The following is a 13,638-nucleotide window of genomic DNA, read 5'->3' as shown; positions in this document are numbered from 1 at the left end:
TAGTTACGAATCAGAAGGATTGTTACTGAAATATTTATTTATCGTCAGGCAAGACCTTATAGTAGTATAGGAATAGGTTTTCTATATACTGTAATGGTCTTTTTTTATTTGTCTGGCAGCGGGGGAACAGGAATATGGTTATCCATAAGATTTTGAATAATAATCTGATACTGTCCAGGGATGGACAGGGACATGAAGTTATTGTAAAGGGCTGCGGAATTGCCTTTCAGAAAAAGAAAGGACAGCAAGTGGAGGAGTCCAGGATCGAGAAGATCTTTACTGCGGAAAATGCCCAGATCAGCAAGGAGATACAGGGTTATCTGACTGCTATTCCGGAAAAATATCTGGATTTTGTGGAAGCTTTTGTAAATGAAGTGAAGGAAAAAAAGGGGATGAAATTAAATGACAGTATTTATTTTTCCCTTAGCGACCATATCATGGGTGCGATCTCCAGACTTGAAAACGGGATCCGCCTTCAGAATATGCTGCTTCTGGATATCAAGCAGCTTTATCATAAGGAATATGAGATCGGCTTGGAATTACTGAAAAAGGTAAATGAGATGTTCGAGGTAGATCTTTCTGCAGATGAAGCAGGATTTTTTGCATTGCATTTTGTGAATGCGGAAGATGGCGGCAAGACGGACAGCTATCAGATTTCCATTATCGTACATCAGATCCTGGACATCGTGGAGAAGTATTATGACAATATGGAATTTCAGGAGGATAATCTGTATTATCAGCGGTTTCTCACGCATCTGAAATATTTTGCTCAGAGATTCCTTCATAAAGAGCTTCACTATGATGAGAATCAGGAGCTTTTCAAGATCATCAAGGAGCAGTACAGAGAAGCTTACGGCTGTGTAAAAATGATCTATCTTATGATGGAAGAGGAATATAAATACGCTATGACTGAGGATGAAATGCTGTATCTGACGATTCATATCCAGAAGATCACAGAAGACCATAAACGTCTGAAAAATCTGTGAAAAGAGATTGTTTTATAAATTAGGTGTTAATGGATTGTTACTGAAATACGTGCTATGTGCGTATCTTTTCAGGCAAGACCTTTAATATAAATTTCAATATTTATTATTAAAGGAGGTCCCCAAATGAAAAAGGACTATGCAAAAACTGCAGACACACTGATTGCAGCGCTGGGCGGAAAAGATAATATCACCCGTCTGTTCCACTGCATGACAAGGCTTCGTTTCTATGTGAAAGACAGATCGAAGATCAACGAGAAAGAGATCTTAAAGCTTTCTGAGATCTCCGGCGTTAACTGGCATGAAGATCAGTTCCAGGTTATCGCAGGAAACGAAGTAAACGCTGTTTACAAGGCATTGGAAGACAAAGGCGTTCCTACCGATGATGCACCGGCAGCGAACTCTGACAGCTCAAAGAGTGTTGTTTCAAAAGTTATCGATGCCATCACCGGATGTATGACCCCGATGATCCCTGCCCTGACTGCAGCCGGTATGATCAAAGTTGTACTTACCCTGCTGACAACTTTTCATCTGGTATCAGAAACAAGCAGTACCTACCAGGTGATCAGTTTTATCGGAGATGTTACTTTCTACTTCATGCCGTTCCTGATCGCAGCAAATGCTGCCAAGGTTTTCCGCGTGAACCAGTCACTGGCACTGTTTATTGCCGGTGTTTACTTAAGCCCTACCTTTGTAACTATGGTAGCTGGTGATGCGGCCATCACACTGTTTGGTCTGCCGATCACAAAAGCAACTTATTCTTATTCCGTTATTCCGGTTATCCTGATGGTATGGATCACACATTATATTGAGATTCTGGTTGATAAGATCACACCGAAAATGGTAAAACTGATCCTGAACCCGACACTGGTAATTCTGATCAGTGCACCGATCGCCCTGATCGTAGTTGGACCGATCGGAACAATTATTGGTAACGGACTTGCGGTAGCCATCAACTTCCTGTCCGTAAAACTTGGTTTCATTATTGTAGGTATCCTTGCAGCAACCTTCCCGTTCATCGTTATGACCGGTATGCACCATGCGCTGACACCGATCGGACTGAATGCCATTGCAACCGGTGGTACCGATACACTGATCTTTGTATCTCAGGTATGCTCTAACCTTGCACAGTCCGGAGCTTCTCTTGCAGTAGCTGTAAGATCCAAGGACAGCAACATGAAACAGCTGGCAAGTGCAGCAGGTGTTTCCGCTCTTATGGGTATCACAGAGCCTGCTCTGTATGGTGTTACACTGAAACTGAAAAGACCGGTTGTAGCAGCTTCTATCGCAGCCGGAATCGGTGGTATCGTAGGAGGACTTCTTCAGGTTTCTCTTTACATTGCACAGAATTGTATCATGGCGATCCCGGCGTTTATCGGCGAGAAGGGATTAATCAATCTGATTTATGGAATCATTATGATCGTGGTATCTTTTGTAGCTGCTTTTGTTCTTACGCTTATCTTCGGATTTGAGGATGTAAAGGCTGAGACAGAGGATGAAGTACAGAACACAGATACAGAAAAACAGCCGGCACAGCAGAACGCTCCGCTTGTAGATAAGATCGAGCTTTGTGCACCGGTAGCAGGAACTGTAAAAGCACTTTCCGATGTTCCGGATAAAACTTTTGCGGATAAGGTTTTAGGTGACGGAGCAGCAATCGTTCCATCAGAAGGAAAGGTTTATGCACCGGCAGATGGTACGGTGGCAAATATCATGGACAGCAAACATGGAATCATGTTTGTGACAGAAAGTGGAGCAGAAATTCTGATCCACATCGGACTTGATACTGTAAATTTAAATGGTAAATATTTTAAATCCCATGTTTCTGATGGAGATAAGGTAAAAAAAGGAAAGCTTCTTGTGGAATTCGATATGGATGCCATTAAGAAAGAAGGATATGATCTGATCACACCGGTTGTTGTGACCAATATTTCTGATTATATCAAAGCAGTATGCATGGAAAAAGAAGATGCAGCTGTAAATGCAGGAGATAAATTCCTGACTATTGTATAAGAATAACAACGAAACATCAGGCGGAGATAACAGATCCGCCTGATGTTTGTAAAAAGGAGAAAATTAAAATATGAAAAATTATAACCGTATGCCGGAAAACTTTCTCTGGGGCGGAGCAACCGCTGCAAACCAGTATGAAGGCGGTTGGGATGAGGATGGCAGAGGCCCGTCCATTGCAGATATCCTGACAGGAGGAAGTGTGGATAAGGAACGTCGTCTTACACCGCCGGCACCGTTACCGGAAGAATTTTATCCCAATCACCAGGCGACTGATTTTTATCATCACTGGAAAGAGGATATTGCTCTTTTTGCAGAGATGGGATTTAAGGTATATCGTTTTTCTATTTCTTGGTCCAGAGTGTTCCCAAATGGGGATGAGGAAACTCCAAATGAGGAAGGCCTTAAGTTCTACGACAATGTGATCGACGAACTGAGAAAATATAACATTGAGCCGCTGATAACGATCTCTCATTATGAGAATCCCCTTCATCTTTCTCTGGAGTATGGCGGATGGAAAAATCGTAAGATGATCGATTTCTATCTTCGATTTGCAAAGGTTTTATTTGAGAGATATAAAGGTAAGGTAAAATACTGGCTGACTTTTAATGAGATCAATATGCTGACGCAGGACTTTGGTGCGGTATTCTGTGCAGGAATGCTGGACCCGAAGGATGTATGTGAGCAGAGCCGTTATCAGGCAATGCATCACCAGCTGGTAGCAAGTGCACTTGCAGTTTCCATGGCTCATGAGATCGATCCGGAGTTTATGCTTGGCTGTATGCTTGCTTATCACAATGGTTATCCATATACTTGCCATCCGGATGATATCTTATATGCACAGCAGTTTGGGCAGATCCACAATTCCATTGCCGGTGATGTTCATGTAAGAGGATATTATCCGGGATTTGCAGCGAGATACTTTGAGGAGCACGGAATCCAGCTGGAGGTTCTTCAGGAGGATAAAGAGATCCTCAAGAAGGGTACGGTGGACTTTTTCACCATCAGCTATTATTCCAGTAGCTGTGTCAGCGTGACAAAGGACGGAGAGAAAACGGCCGGAAATGGAAGTGACAATCTGAAAAATCCATATCTGAAAGCTTCCGACTGGGGCTGGCAGATCGATGCAACTGGTCTTCGCTATGTTCTGAACCAGATCTATGACCGCTATCAGATTCCGATCATGATCGTGGAAAATGGTCTTGGGGCGGTGGATCAGCTGACAGAGGATGGAAAGATTCACGATGATTACCGTATTGAATATATGCGCCGCCATATAGAGCAGATGAAGGAAGCAATCCATGACGGAGTAGATCTGATCGGCTACACCTGCTGGGGCTGTACAGATCTTGTCAGTGCCTCCACTGGAGAATTCAAGAAGCGTTATGGCCTTATCTATGTAAATAAAAATGATGACGGGACCGGAGACTTTTCTAGAATCCGCAAAGATTCTTTTTACTGGTACAAAAAAGTGATTGAATCCTGCGGGGAAGAGCTTTAACTGAATCAACTGCGAAGCAGTTATCTGGTGTAGAATTATGTAGCGAATGCGGTTGCTTTTATCCGGTTGACGACAAAATCCTGGAGTATGACAATGTACTCCGGGATTTTTTTGGAAGGTTGACTTTTGCACGGTAAAGTGTAATACTTATTGTAAGTGACGAATGTGAGGAGTGTTTTTTATGCCGGATGAAAAAGTACTGCAGGTAGCGATACTTATATGGGGATGTGTATTTTGTGCCATAGCTGCATTATGTATATTTCTGAGCAGTAATTATGACAGGGAAAAGCGTCGGTATCTTATCCTGATGGAGAGTTTTGCTTCCCTGTTATTGCTGATGGATGCCATGGCGCATATTTTCAGCGGATATCCCGGAGTTCCGGGCAATGTGATGGTCCGTATTTCGAGTTTTCTCGTATTCCTTTTAAGTGACGTAGTCCTGCTGTGTTTTCACATTTATGTGTGTGTTTATCTGTTTTCGAAGAGGGAGCGGAGAACATTAAAAAGAGTAAAAGCCGGATATGTTATTGCTGCTGCAGGGGTTGCTTTTGTGGTGATCTCGCAGTTTACTCACTGGTATTATTACATAGATGGGGATAATTGTTATCATCGGGCACCGTTATATATTATGTCAATTCTTTTTTCGGCAGCAGGCTTGCTCATTGATCTTACGCTTCTGCTCCAGTACAAAAAGAGAGTCAGCAGGAAGCTCCTGTTCTCTATGCTGTCATGCATTGTACTTCCGGCAGTGGCGGCAGCTGTGCAGGTATTCAGGTATGGAATGTCGCTGATCGATTTTTCTGTTGGTATTTCCATGATCATTATGTTTATCGTGACGATGACGGAGCTGAATCAGGAAATGTATCAGCTGATAAGCAGAGAGGGTAAGATAAAGGAAAGACTTGAGATCGCAACGATACTGAATAAATGCATTGCAGAGCTGATATCAGGAGAAGATGAAGATGCGGCGATCTCCAATCTGCTGCGTATTATCAGCGGGTATTTTGACGGAGATCGCAGTTATATTGTTCAGATCGATGAAAAGAGGAATGTCTGTACAAATACCTATGAGTATGCCATGAACGGAGTGACTGCTGAGAAGGATAATCTTCAGGAGGTTCCCATGGAAATGCTGGATATCTGGATGGACAGCTTTCGGAAAAATGGCCTGTATTATATTCCGGATATTGAGGAGGAGCAGGGGCAGCCGTATTATGAGACTCTGAAGATGCAGGACATTACCAGGCTGCTGGCCGTTCCTTTAAACAGTGACGGAAAGATCATAGGATTTCTCGGGGTAGATAATCCGAGACTGCATTATGAGGATCATACGCTGCTGTCATCCATACAGTACTTTTTAACGGACAGCCTGAAAGCCAAGGAGCGTAAGGCGTGTCTGCAGTACATGAGCTACCGTGATATGCTGACGACCTTGTATAACAGGAACAGGTATATTCAGGTTTTGGAAGGCATGCAGGCAAAAACAGTGATAAAAACAAGCGTAGCATATATTGATATCAATGGTCTGAAACGGGTGAATGATCTTTACGGACATGAGGCCGGAGACAGGCTGATCATAAATACAGCGCGTTCCATGCTTGCGATTCTGCCGGAAAATGCTTACCGGGTAGGTGGCGATGAATTTGTACTCATCTGTTTTGATATGGATGAGAAGATTTTTCGGAGTAAGGTCCGGGATATCTGTGATAGCATTGCTGCCAAAAGGATCAGTGTTTCTGTTGGTGTTGTCTGGGAGGAAAGCTCTTCGGAGCTTGAGACAATGCTGAGAAGAGCAGATGATCTTATGTATGCGGAAAAAAAGAAATATTATGAAAAGCATGGAACGATGTGAAGGTATGCAGCAGAGAGCAGAGTGTACGAGGAATGTCCGAGATACTGCAGCTGATTGATCGTCAGATGTAAGGTTACCGGCCGTCGGAAATTACGCATTGGTTTTGAATAAAAAAATAAAGCTCCCTGTTTTGCGATTGTGAAACAAGGGGCTTTATTTATAAGAAACGTTTATTTCAAAAAATATTTTCTATTATTATTAGGACCATCATGTGATACGTCAGGCATTTCGTTTAATATAGCTCTGGTTCGTGGAGAGCTTAATTTTATATAAGAAGCGATATCGCTTGTTTTTGAAGGCCCGTTTTTGGACAGATATTTTTTTATTTTATTCATATGTTGAAAGGTTTTATTGCTTGTTTTATTGCTTGTTTTATCGCTTGTTTTTATCGCTTGTTTTTTACTGCTTGTTTTTGTACGTCGCTTTTTCTTAATAGTAAGAACTAAGATAGTGCGGTCTGGATCAAATTCTTCTTCAATGATTGGCTCAGGCCACCCCTGATCTGCCCAAGTATTAAAAATATTTGGAACACCACTTCCGGCACGTTCACCTATATTGATGAGATTAAACATTTTCATCAATATTTTATTTCGAGGGTCTGATATTCCACCTTTACGCATCTGTTGTTTACCAGTTCGGGAATAACCAGGGTTTTCAAATATTATTTTTTCAGTATTTTTTCTGATAACAATACCACGTACGCCATAAAAATCAGCGTTTATTAAACAATTGGCTAATGCTTCTCTGAGGGCTTCGTGAATAGGTGTATCATCGATACGATTTCCATCAACAGTCTTAAAAGGGATTTTTATATCCGTGATAAGTTTGTTATAAACTCTGAAATAAAAATCACAGATATTACCAGACCATTCTCCAGAACTGGATTGTAAGCGGTCTGTCCAGCGTATTGAAGGATCAAGTATTTCCTGATAATCGAGAAAATACTCAGGAAAATGACGAACAATATTATATTCATCTCCAAACATAAGCATTCCGGCAGCTGTTGGATGTAATTGCTTATCGATATTTGAAATAGCGGCAGCTCCTATGCTGCGAAGATACTCAAAATCATCCAGGCGGCCAAAAGGATGTGCTGGTTTCAATGATCTGTGACGGTTTCTGTATCCCTGTATGGTTTCATAGTTCAGATCAGTCATAGGAACGTCATCAAGAACACTCATATCCATAGTATTATCAGTTTGATCTCGAATCATTGTTTTAACCTGGAGTTTGGTACAGTGATAATCTCCTTCGTGATTTCTGCGAAAAGTTCCATTAAAAATATCATCATTAATATAAACCGGTTTTTGTTCACGGCGAGCCATTGGAACATAAATTACAATGATCATATCATCATTGAGTTTAAAGGTTTCTACATCAGTGTCGGTGAGAAGATTTATATTTACCTTTTTTCGATTGTTTATAGTATCCCAGAATTCTTTTAATAATTTGCCTTGATTTTCTGCTTTTAATCCTGTAGTTCTCCAGCTTCCGTCTTTATTTTCAGCAACTCCCAGGATGATTACTCCGCCATAGCAGTTGGCAAATGCAGAGTAGGTATCCCATAAAGAAGATGGTAATCCACCATTGGATTTCTTTACTTCGCGGCGATTATCTTCTTTGTACAAGTCGAATTTAGTAATATCAAAGATATTGGACATTGTAATCACCTCATGAAAAATATATTATTATTTTTATATAATTGGATTAATCGTATCAAAGTAAAAAAGAAAAATCAATTAAAAGACTAGAAATTTTCTGTAACGTTTTTGAGATCAGTGCGTCTTATAAGTGAGAAGGGAGGAAAAGAAAGAACCGATGAATATTGAGGAACTTTACCGGACATATTTTGACATTGTATATCGGTATATCCGTTCTGTCTCACGGGATGGAGCGCTGGCTGAGGAAGTGACCCAGGAGACATTTTTTAAGGCGCTGAAAAAAGCAGATCAGTTCCGTGATGACTGCGATGTGCGGGTGTGGCTTTGCCAGATTGCAAAGAATACGTTGTACGACCATCTGAAAAAGCAGAAAAAGCAACTTCCCGGAGAGGAGCAGCCGGAAACAGCAGAAAGCCATGGTGGAGAAATTTTTGAGGAAAAGCTGGCACAGCGGAGTCAGGCTATGGAGATCCACAAAGTTTTGCATGGCCTTTCGGAACCGTATAAAGAAGTTTTTTCCCTGCGGACATTCGGAGAGCTTAAGTTTAGTGAGATCGGAATGCTTTTTGGAAAAAGTGAAAACTGGGCGCGGGTGACTTATTACCGTGCAAGAGTAAAGATCAGAGAGGAGCTGGAATATGAAGATTACATGTGACGTAATACAGGATCTGATGCCATCTTATATAGATGGGATATTAAGCGAAGACAGTCGGGCGCTGGTGGAAGAACATATGGGAACCTGTCAGGAATGCAGAAAAATGTTGGAGATCATGAAAGAAGAGCAGGGAAAAGAGCAGGCCCGGATAAGATCATCTGTAGCTTCTGTAGCAGGATGTGGAACTGGTGGGACGGAAAATACTGAAAGTAATGCAAATACCGGAAGCGTAGCCGCACTGAAAAAAATCCGGAGAAAATTAATAATACGCAGAGTGCTGACAGCAGCAGTGGCAGTTATCCTGACACTCATCGCTGCGGCAGCAGGCTACAATCACTGGTATTTCAACGAAAAATACATGACCCTGGAAAATAGCGGAATGTACGTAAAAAATAATAGATTGTATTCTTCCAATAATCTCATCAACCGAATGAAAGTACAGTACACGGAAGATGGAAAAACAGAGTTCGTCTACGCCATTGACGCGCCATATGCAGGAACTCTGGAACTGAAAGGCGATGACATGCTGCTTCAGGATTTTTCCAAAAAGACAGAGGAAGTATCACCGGAAGATGATAGCATCCCGGAAACGGTAACAGAGGTTTATTATATGAGTGAGGAGGCCGGAAAGAAGAGTCTGGAATTAACAGAGCTGGAAGCAAAGGGAGATCTGGATGCAGCGGAGAAAATTGTGGATGAGATGAAACAGGAATCGAAGCTGATATGGTCGGAACAAGAGGATAGAAATACCGCATCGTCTATGTTAAAATAAAACCTGGACAGTACAGTGAAAAAGTTCTATAAAAATTCTGTGCTGTAGGCAAAAAAAAAGACAGCAGTGAATTTACGTATTTACTGCCGAAGAACAGGGGGACATAAGATGTTATTTGTATGCTATCCAAAATGCAGTACCTGCAAAAAGGCTCAGAAATGGCTGGATGAGAGTGGCGCAGAATATACTTTGCGTGATATTAAGACGGACAATCCAACTGCAGAGGAACTGAAAGCCTGGTGGGAAAAAAGCGGTCTTCCGCTGAAGCGTTTCTTCAATACCAGTGGAAATATTTATAAAGAGATGAAACTGAAAGATAAACTTCCGGAGATGAGTGAGGAAGAGCAGCTTGCGCTTCTTGCAACAGACGGGATGCTTGTGAAACGACCAATCCTTGTTGGGAAAGACAAGGTGCTGGTGGGCGCTAAAGAAAAAGAATGGGAAGAGTATCTGAAATCATGAAAAAGAAACTGAATTATGCGGATATCGTTAAGGAAACCGTGATTCTCACCGTAGCAGTGGCGATCATCGCAGCAGCGGTATATTTTTTCCTGGTGCCAAGCCATACGTCGGTCAGCAGTATTTCCGGTCTTGGAATCGTGCTTTCCAACTTTGTGCCGCTGCAGCTGTCGGCGATTACCATGATCCTGAATGTGGTATTGCTGATCATTGGATTTTTTACCTGTGGAAGAGAGTTTGGAGTTAAGACGGTTTATACCAGTGTAATGCTGCCGTTGTTTCTGGGATTGTTTGAGATCATTTTTCCAAATTTCGGTTCCATGACAGATAGCCAGGAACTGGATGTTCTGTGTTATATTCTGGTAGTGAGTGTGGGACTTAGCATTCTTTTTAACCGGAATGCATCCTCAGGCGGACTGGATATCGTGGCGAAGATCATGAATAAGTATCTCCACATGGAACTTGGAAAAGCCATGTCTCTTTCCGGTATGTGCGTGGCACTTTCCGCGGCGCTTGTGTATGATAAAAAGACGGTGGTCTTAAGTATTCTGGGAACGTATTTTAACGGAATCGTTCTGGATCATTTTATTTTTGACAATAATATCAAGCGGCGTGTCTGCATCATCACGAAAAAGGAAGAGGAGCTGAGGCAGTTTATCATTCATGACCTGCACAGCGGAGCCACGATCTATGAGGCCATCGGAGCCTATAACATGGAAAAACGCCGTGAGATCATCACCATCGTAGATAAAGGTGAATATCAGAAGCTGATGAAGTTTATAAACCAGGAGGACCCGAAAGCGTTTATCACGGTTTATAATGTATCGAATATGCGGTATCAGCCGAAGAAATAAGAATATTTTGCTGGAATAAAAAAACTCCCGGGACAAAAGGCCCGGGAATTTTTTTGCCATATTTTACAGGAAAATATATTTCAGGATAAACAGCACTGCCAGTACATACATCAGAGCGCTGATCTTCTTTTCTTTTGCCTTACCTGTGATCAGGTTGATGGCTACGTATGTGATAATTCCCATGGAGATACCTTCGGAAATGCTGTAGAAGAACGGCATTGCGATGATACATACATAACATGGGATCGCCTCGGACATATCGCTGAAATCAATGCTGATAACATTGCTGAGCATGTACAATCCAACGATCACCAGAGCCGGAGCTGTGGCAAAGGACGGGATTGCCAGGAAGATCGGAGACAGGAACAGGGACAGGCCAAATAAGATGGCAGTTGTCACTGCGGTAAGTCCGGTTCTTCCGCCTTCGGATACACCGGAAGCACTTTCTACGAAGGTAGTGGTTGTGGATGTACCAAGAACTGCACCGGCAGTTGTTGCAACTGCATCTGCAAGAAGTGCGCCCTTGATGTTAGGAAGCTTGCCATTTTCATCCAGCATGCCTGCTTTAGAAGAGACACCAACGAGAGTTCCAAGAGTATCAAAAAGATCTACAAATAAAAATGCAAACAGGATAACAAGGAAATTCAGTGAGAAAACTCCGTCAAACTGCAGCTTCGCAAAGATCGGAGCAAGACTCGGGATAGAGAGTCCGTTGCTGAAATCCGGGAGCAGGCTGTAGAAGCCGATTTCCGGGTTCGGAATATAAAGTCCGGCGAACTGACAGATGATTCCAAGTCCCCATGTGATCAGGATACCCCAGAGGATGTTTCCCTTTACATTTTTAACAACCAGGATTCCTGTTACGATGATACCGATCAGAGCCAGGATAACGGTGATCCCCACATTGTTGAAGGAAGCCTCTACACCCTTGGCTGCGTTGTAGCCATCTACAGAGAAAAGCTGCAGCAGAGTGGAGCCGCCGATCACGATATTGGCATTCTGTAATCCTACAAATGCAATAAAAAGACCGATACCAACACTGACTGCGGATTTCAGGTTCAGAGGGATCGCATTGAAGATCGCTTCACGTACATTGGTAAGTGAAAGAACGATAAATACGATACCTTCTGCAAAAACTGCAGTCAGTGCATACTGCCAGCTGTATCCCATACCGATAACAACTGTATAGGCAAAGTATGCGTTCAGACCCATTCCGGGTGCCAGTGCGAACGGGTAGTTGGCGAAGATTGCCATCAGCAACGTTCCCAGGAAGGCTGCCAGTGCGGTAGCTGTGAATACAGCTCCGGAATCCATGCCGGTTGCGGACAGGATGTTCGGGTTAACTGCCAGGATATAGGCCATTGTCATGAAGGTGGTGATACCTGCCAGAACCTCTGTTTTAGCGTCCGTTTTATTTGCGGACAGCTTGAAGATTTTTTCTAACATATTTCTTTCCCTTTCTTAAATATGTTTTTGGACAACATGTCTATTTTATCATATAAAAATTTCGTATGCAATCGTTAGTGCTTAACAGATATTGTTATGTAAGGTAATTTTTTGCAAAATACTTTTACAAGCAGGTAATTTGTGTGTAAAATACAGAAAAGAGAGTATTCGATTTACAGACGGGTTTATTTTGCAATGAAAGGGGGATGGATAATGTCTGAGAAAAAACTGCGGAATATTACAGATGTGCTTTGCTTTCTGATGATCCTTGGGTACGTGATGTATCTTGTGGCCACCTGGGGAAATCTGCCGGAGAGGGTGCCGATCCATTTTAATGCTCATGGGATCCCGGACCGGTATGGGAAGAAGGGCAGCCTTCTTCTGGAGCCGATTTTGGGGCTGCTGATCTTGGCACTTCTGATGTTCTGTCAGAGATTTCCACAGTGGTGGAATTATCCGGTTGAGGTGACAGAGGAAAACAGAGAGCATATCTTTGAAATCGCGTCAAAAATGATGTCTGTGATCAAGCTGTTATCCATTGGAGTATGTCTTGATGCCGGGATCAGCGGGAATCTGGGAACGGCACCTATGTGGCCGGTGTGGATACTGATCACAGGGATTTTCGTGACATTGATCCTGGGGATCCGGGGGATATATAAGGCTGGTAAAGAAAATGGCATGGATGAGGAGGATAAATCGTGAAGCGGTCGCGTTTGTGATCATGCAGAAGAGTGGAAGGGAAATGTTCGATTTATTGTACTGAATATGGATGGAACCAGCGAAAGCGGATCGCGAATATCCGCTTGGCGAAATTATAATAAAAACAGGAAAGGAATCTCAGGAGGATATGGTAGATACAAGAACAGATGAGCTTTACAGAGCGCTTCAGGATAAGGGATATCCCGATGAGCTGTGCCGGGAAATCGCCTATAAACATATGAATACCGATTACACAGCTACACGGATGCTGGGGTATTTATACAGGGTGACAAGTCCCAGAGTGGAGGATGTGATCGATGAGATGCTGGCGATCTTAAGTGATAGGGAAGCCATCGTCCGGAAGAAAGAGCTGGAGCACGCCCAGGCTACGATCAACAGCGTGTATCGGGAGGGTTTGTAACGGAAATCCCGGAGCTTTGCCAGTGCTGGCGGATCAGAAGCTTCATCCTTTAAGGAAAATCAGGAGATCATGGCTCTGGAGCATCATCTCCTTCCGCAGAAATTCATCATTGATAACTACATCAATATGAACGCACACTTTAATTTTATCCGTTTCTTTTAAACAGTATTGTTATTACGGTAGTGATTACTCTGATCGTAATTTATGCAAGTAATTGAAGATGGAAAAAATAGTAATTGTATTAACTGATAAACCATAGTATAATACAAATATGAACACAACATATAAATCAAACAACAATGTCGTCTATTCCTGTAAATACCAT

General features: G+C 42.5%; 12 protein-coding genes. 10 read left to right on the top strand and 2 right to left on the bottom strand.

All coding sequences use genetic code 11. The features are described 5' to 3' along the window. Positions 1 to 134: 134 nt before the first annotated feature. The 4 genes from licT to AB5026_RS09155 all read left to right on the top strand — a co-directional run bounded on the left by licT (position 135) and on the right by AB5026_RS09155 (position 6,346). Complete coding sequence (gene licT, locus AB5026_RS09170; RefSeq protein WP_118368632.1) at positions 135 to 986, top strand: BglG family transcription antiterminator LicT; 852 nt, start codon at positions 135 to 137, stop codon at positions 984 to 986. Between the two features lie 123 nt (positions 987 to 1,109). Continuing rightward, positions 1,110 to 2,996 carry a beta-glucoside-specific PTS transporter subunit IIABC gene (locus AB5026_RS09165; protein WP_021650624.1) on the top strand — a complete coding sequence of 629 codons (1,887 nt, stop codon included), beginning with the start codon at positions 1,110 to 1,112 and terminating at the stop codon, positions 2,994 to 2,996. Positions 2,997 to 3,066: 70 nt separating this feature from the next. Then, complete coding sequence (locus tag AB5026_RS09160; RefSeq protein WP_059086639.1) at positions 3,067 to 4,494, top strand: glycoside hydrolase family 1 protein; 1,428 nt, start codon at positions 3,067 to 3,069, stop codon at positions 4,492 to 4,494. 181 nt (positions 4,495 to 4,675) lie between these two features. Beyond that, positions 4,676 to 6,346, top strand: a complete 1,671-nt coding sequence (locus tag AB5026_RS09155; protein WP_173759221.1) for a diguanylate cyclase — start codon at positions 4,676 to 4,678, stop codon at positions 6,344 to 6,346. A gap of 170 nt (positions 6,347 to 6,516) precedes the next feature. Here the strand turns inward: AB5026_RS09155 and AB5026_RS09150 are convergent, their stop codons facing one another. Continuing rightward, positions 6,517 to 8,007: an RNA-binding domain-containing protein gene (locus AB5026_RS09150; protein WP_021650622.1), complete on the bottom strand. Its 1,491-nt coding sequence runs from the start codon at positions 8,005 to 8,007 to the stop codon at positions 6,517 to 6,519. 157 nt (positions 8,008 to 8,164) lie between these two features. Between AB5026_RS09150 and AB5026_RS09145 the strand changes: the two genes are divergently transcribed. The 4 genes from AB5026_RS09145 (at position 8,165) to AB5026_RS09130 (ending at position 10,747) form a co-directional block, all read left to right on the top strand. Beyond that, entirely contained in the window at positions 8,165 to 8,662 is a 498-nt protein-coding gene (locus AB5026_RS09145) for an RNA polymerase sigma factor (protein WP_044960930.1), read from the top strand. Further along, the gene (locus AB5026_RS09140) at positions 8,646 to 9,434 is read left to right on the top strand and encodes a zf-HC2 domain-containing protein (protein ID WP_118608978.1); all 789 of its coding nucleotides are present in this window, start codon (positions 8,646 to 8,648) and stop codon (positions 9,432 to 9,434) included. Before AB5026_RS09145 ends, AB5026_RS09140 begins: the two co-directional genes overlap by 17 nt. A gap of 108 nt (positions 9,435 to 9,542) precedes the next feature. Then, entirely contained in the window at positions 9,543 to 9,896 is a 354-nt protein-coding gene (locus tag AB5026_RS09135; protein ID WP_015526336.1) for an arsenate reductase family protein, read from the top strand. Further along, positions 9,893 to 10,747 carry a YitT family protein gene (locus AB5026_RS09130; RefSeq protein ID WP_015526335.1) on the top strand — a complete coding sequence of 285 codons (855 nt, stop codon included), beginning with the start codon at positions 9,893 to 9,895 and terminating at the stop codon, positions 10,745 to 10,747. Before AB5026_RS09135 ends, AB5026_RS09130 begins: the two co-directional genes overlap by 4 nt. A gap of 63 nt (positions 10,748 to 10,810) precedes the next feature. Here the strand turns inward: AB5026_RS09130 and AB5026_RS09125 are convergent, their stop codons facing one another. Then, complete coding sequence (locus AB5026_RS09125; RefSeq protein ID WP_178818326.1) at positions 10,811 to 12,193, bottom strand: NCS2 family permease; 1,383 nt, start codon at positions 12,191 to 12,193, stop codon at positions 10,811 to 10,813. 213 nt (positions 12,194 to 12,406) lie between these two features. Here AB5026_RS09125 and AB5026_RS09120 point away from each other — a divergent pair, with 213 nt between their 5' ends. Next, the gene (locus AB5026_RS09120) at positions 12,407 to 12,895 is read left to right on the top strand and encodes a DUF1648 domain-containing protein (protein ID WP_173741713.1); all 489 of its coding nucleotides are present in this window, start codon (positions 12,407 to 12,409) and stop codon (positions 12,893 to 12,895) included. A 145-nt stretch (positions 12,896 to 13,040) separates the two neighbouring features. Further along, positions 13,041 to 13,313, top strand: a complete 273-nt coding sequence (locus AB5026_RS09115; RefSeq protein ID WP_044960934.1) for a hypothetical protein — start codon at positions 13,041 to 13,043, stop codon at positions 13,311 to 13,313. Positions 13,314 to 13,638: the final 325 nt, after the last annotated feature.

It is taken from the genome of Blautia sp. RTP21359st1_E11_RTP21359_211015, from assembly GCF_040910705.1.
Taxonomy (GTDB): domain Bacteria; phylum Bacillota; class Clostridia; order Lachnospirales; family Lachnospiraceae; genus Blautia_A; species Blautia_A fusiformis.
This window is presented reverse-complemented; position numbering and strand designations above follow the sequence as displayed.

What these genes read in the sequence shown, in the direction of transcription:
- AB5026_RS09125 (WP_178818326.1), bottom strand. Translation starts at nt 12,193, where the DNA reads ATGTTAGAAAAAATCTTCAAGCTGTCCGCAAATAAAACGGACGCTAAA.
- AB5026_RS09165 (WP_021650624.1), top strand. Translation starts at nt 1,110, where the DNA reads ATGAAAAAGGACTATGCAAAAACTGCAGACACACTGATTGCAGCGCTG.
- AB5026_RS09145 (WP_044960930.1), top strand. Translation starts at nt 8,165, where the DNA reads ATGAATATTGAGGAACTTTACCGGACATATTTTGACATTGTATATCGG.
- licT (WP_118368632.1), top strand. Translation starts at nt 135, where the DNA reads ATGGTTATCCATAAGATTTTGAATAATAATCTGATACTGTCCAGGGAT.
- AB5026_RS09160 (WP_059086639.1), top strand. Translation starts at nt 3,067, where the DNA reads ATGAAAAATTATAACCGTATGCCGGAAAACTTTCTCTGGGGCGGAGCA.
- AB5026_RS09115 (WP_044960934.1), top strand. Translation starts at nt 13,041, where the DNA reads ATGGTAGATACAAGAACAGATGAGCTTTACAGAGCGCTTCAGGATAAG.
- AB5026_RS09135 (WP_015526336.1), top strand. Translation starts at nt 9,543, where the DNA reads ATGTTATTTGTATGCTATCCAAAATGCAGTACCTGCAAAAAGGCTCAG.
- AB5026_RS09150 (WP_021650622.1), bottom strand. Translation starts at nt 8,007, where the DNA reads ATGTCCAATATCTTTGATATTACTAAATTCGACTTGTACAAAGAAGAT.
- AB5026_RS09140 (WP_118608978.1), top strand. Translation starts at nt 8,646, where the DNA reads ATGAAGATTACATGTGACGTAATACAGGATCTGATGCCATCTTATATA.
- AB5026_RS09155 (WP_173759221.1), top strand. Translation starts at nt 4,676, where the DNA reads ATGCCGGATGAAAAAGTACTGCAGGTAGCGATACTTATATGGGGATGT.
- AB5026_RS09130 (WP_015526335.1), top strand. Translation starts at nt 9,893, where the DNA reads ATGAAAAAGAAACTGAATTATGCGGATATCGTTAAGGAAACCGTGATT.
- AB5026_RS09120 (WP_173741713.1), top strand. Translation starts at nt 12,407, where the DNA reads ATGTCTGAGAAAAAACTGCGGAATATTACAGATGTGCTTTGCTTTCTG.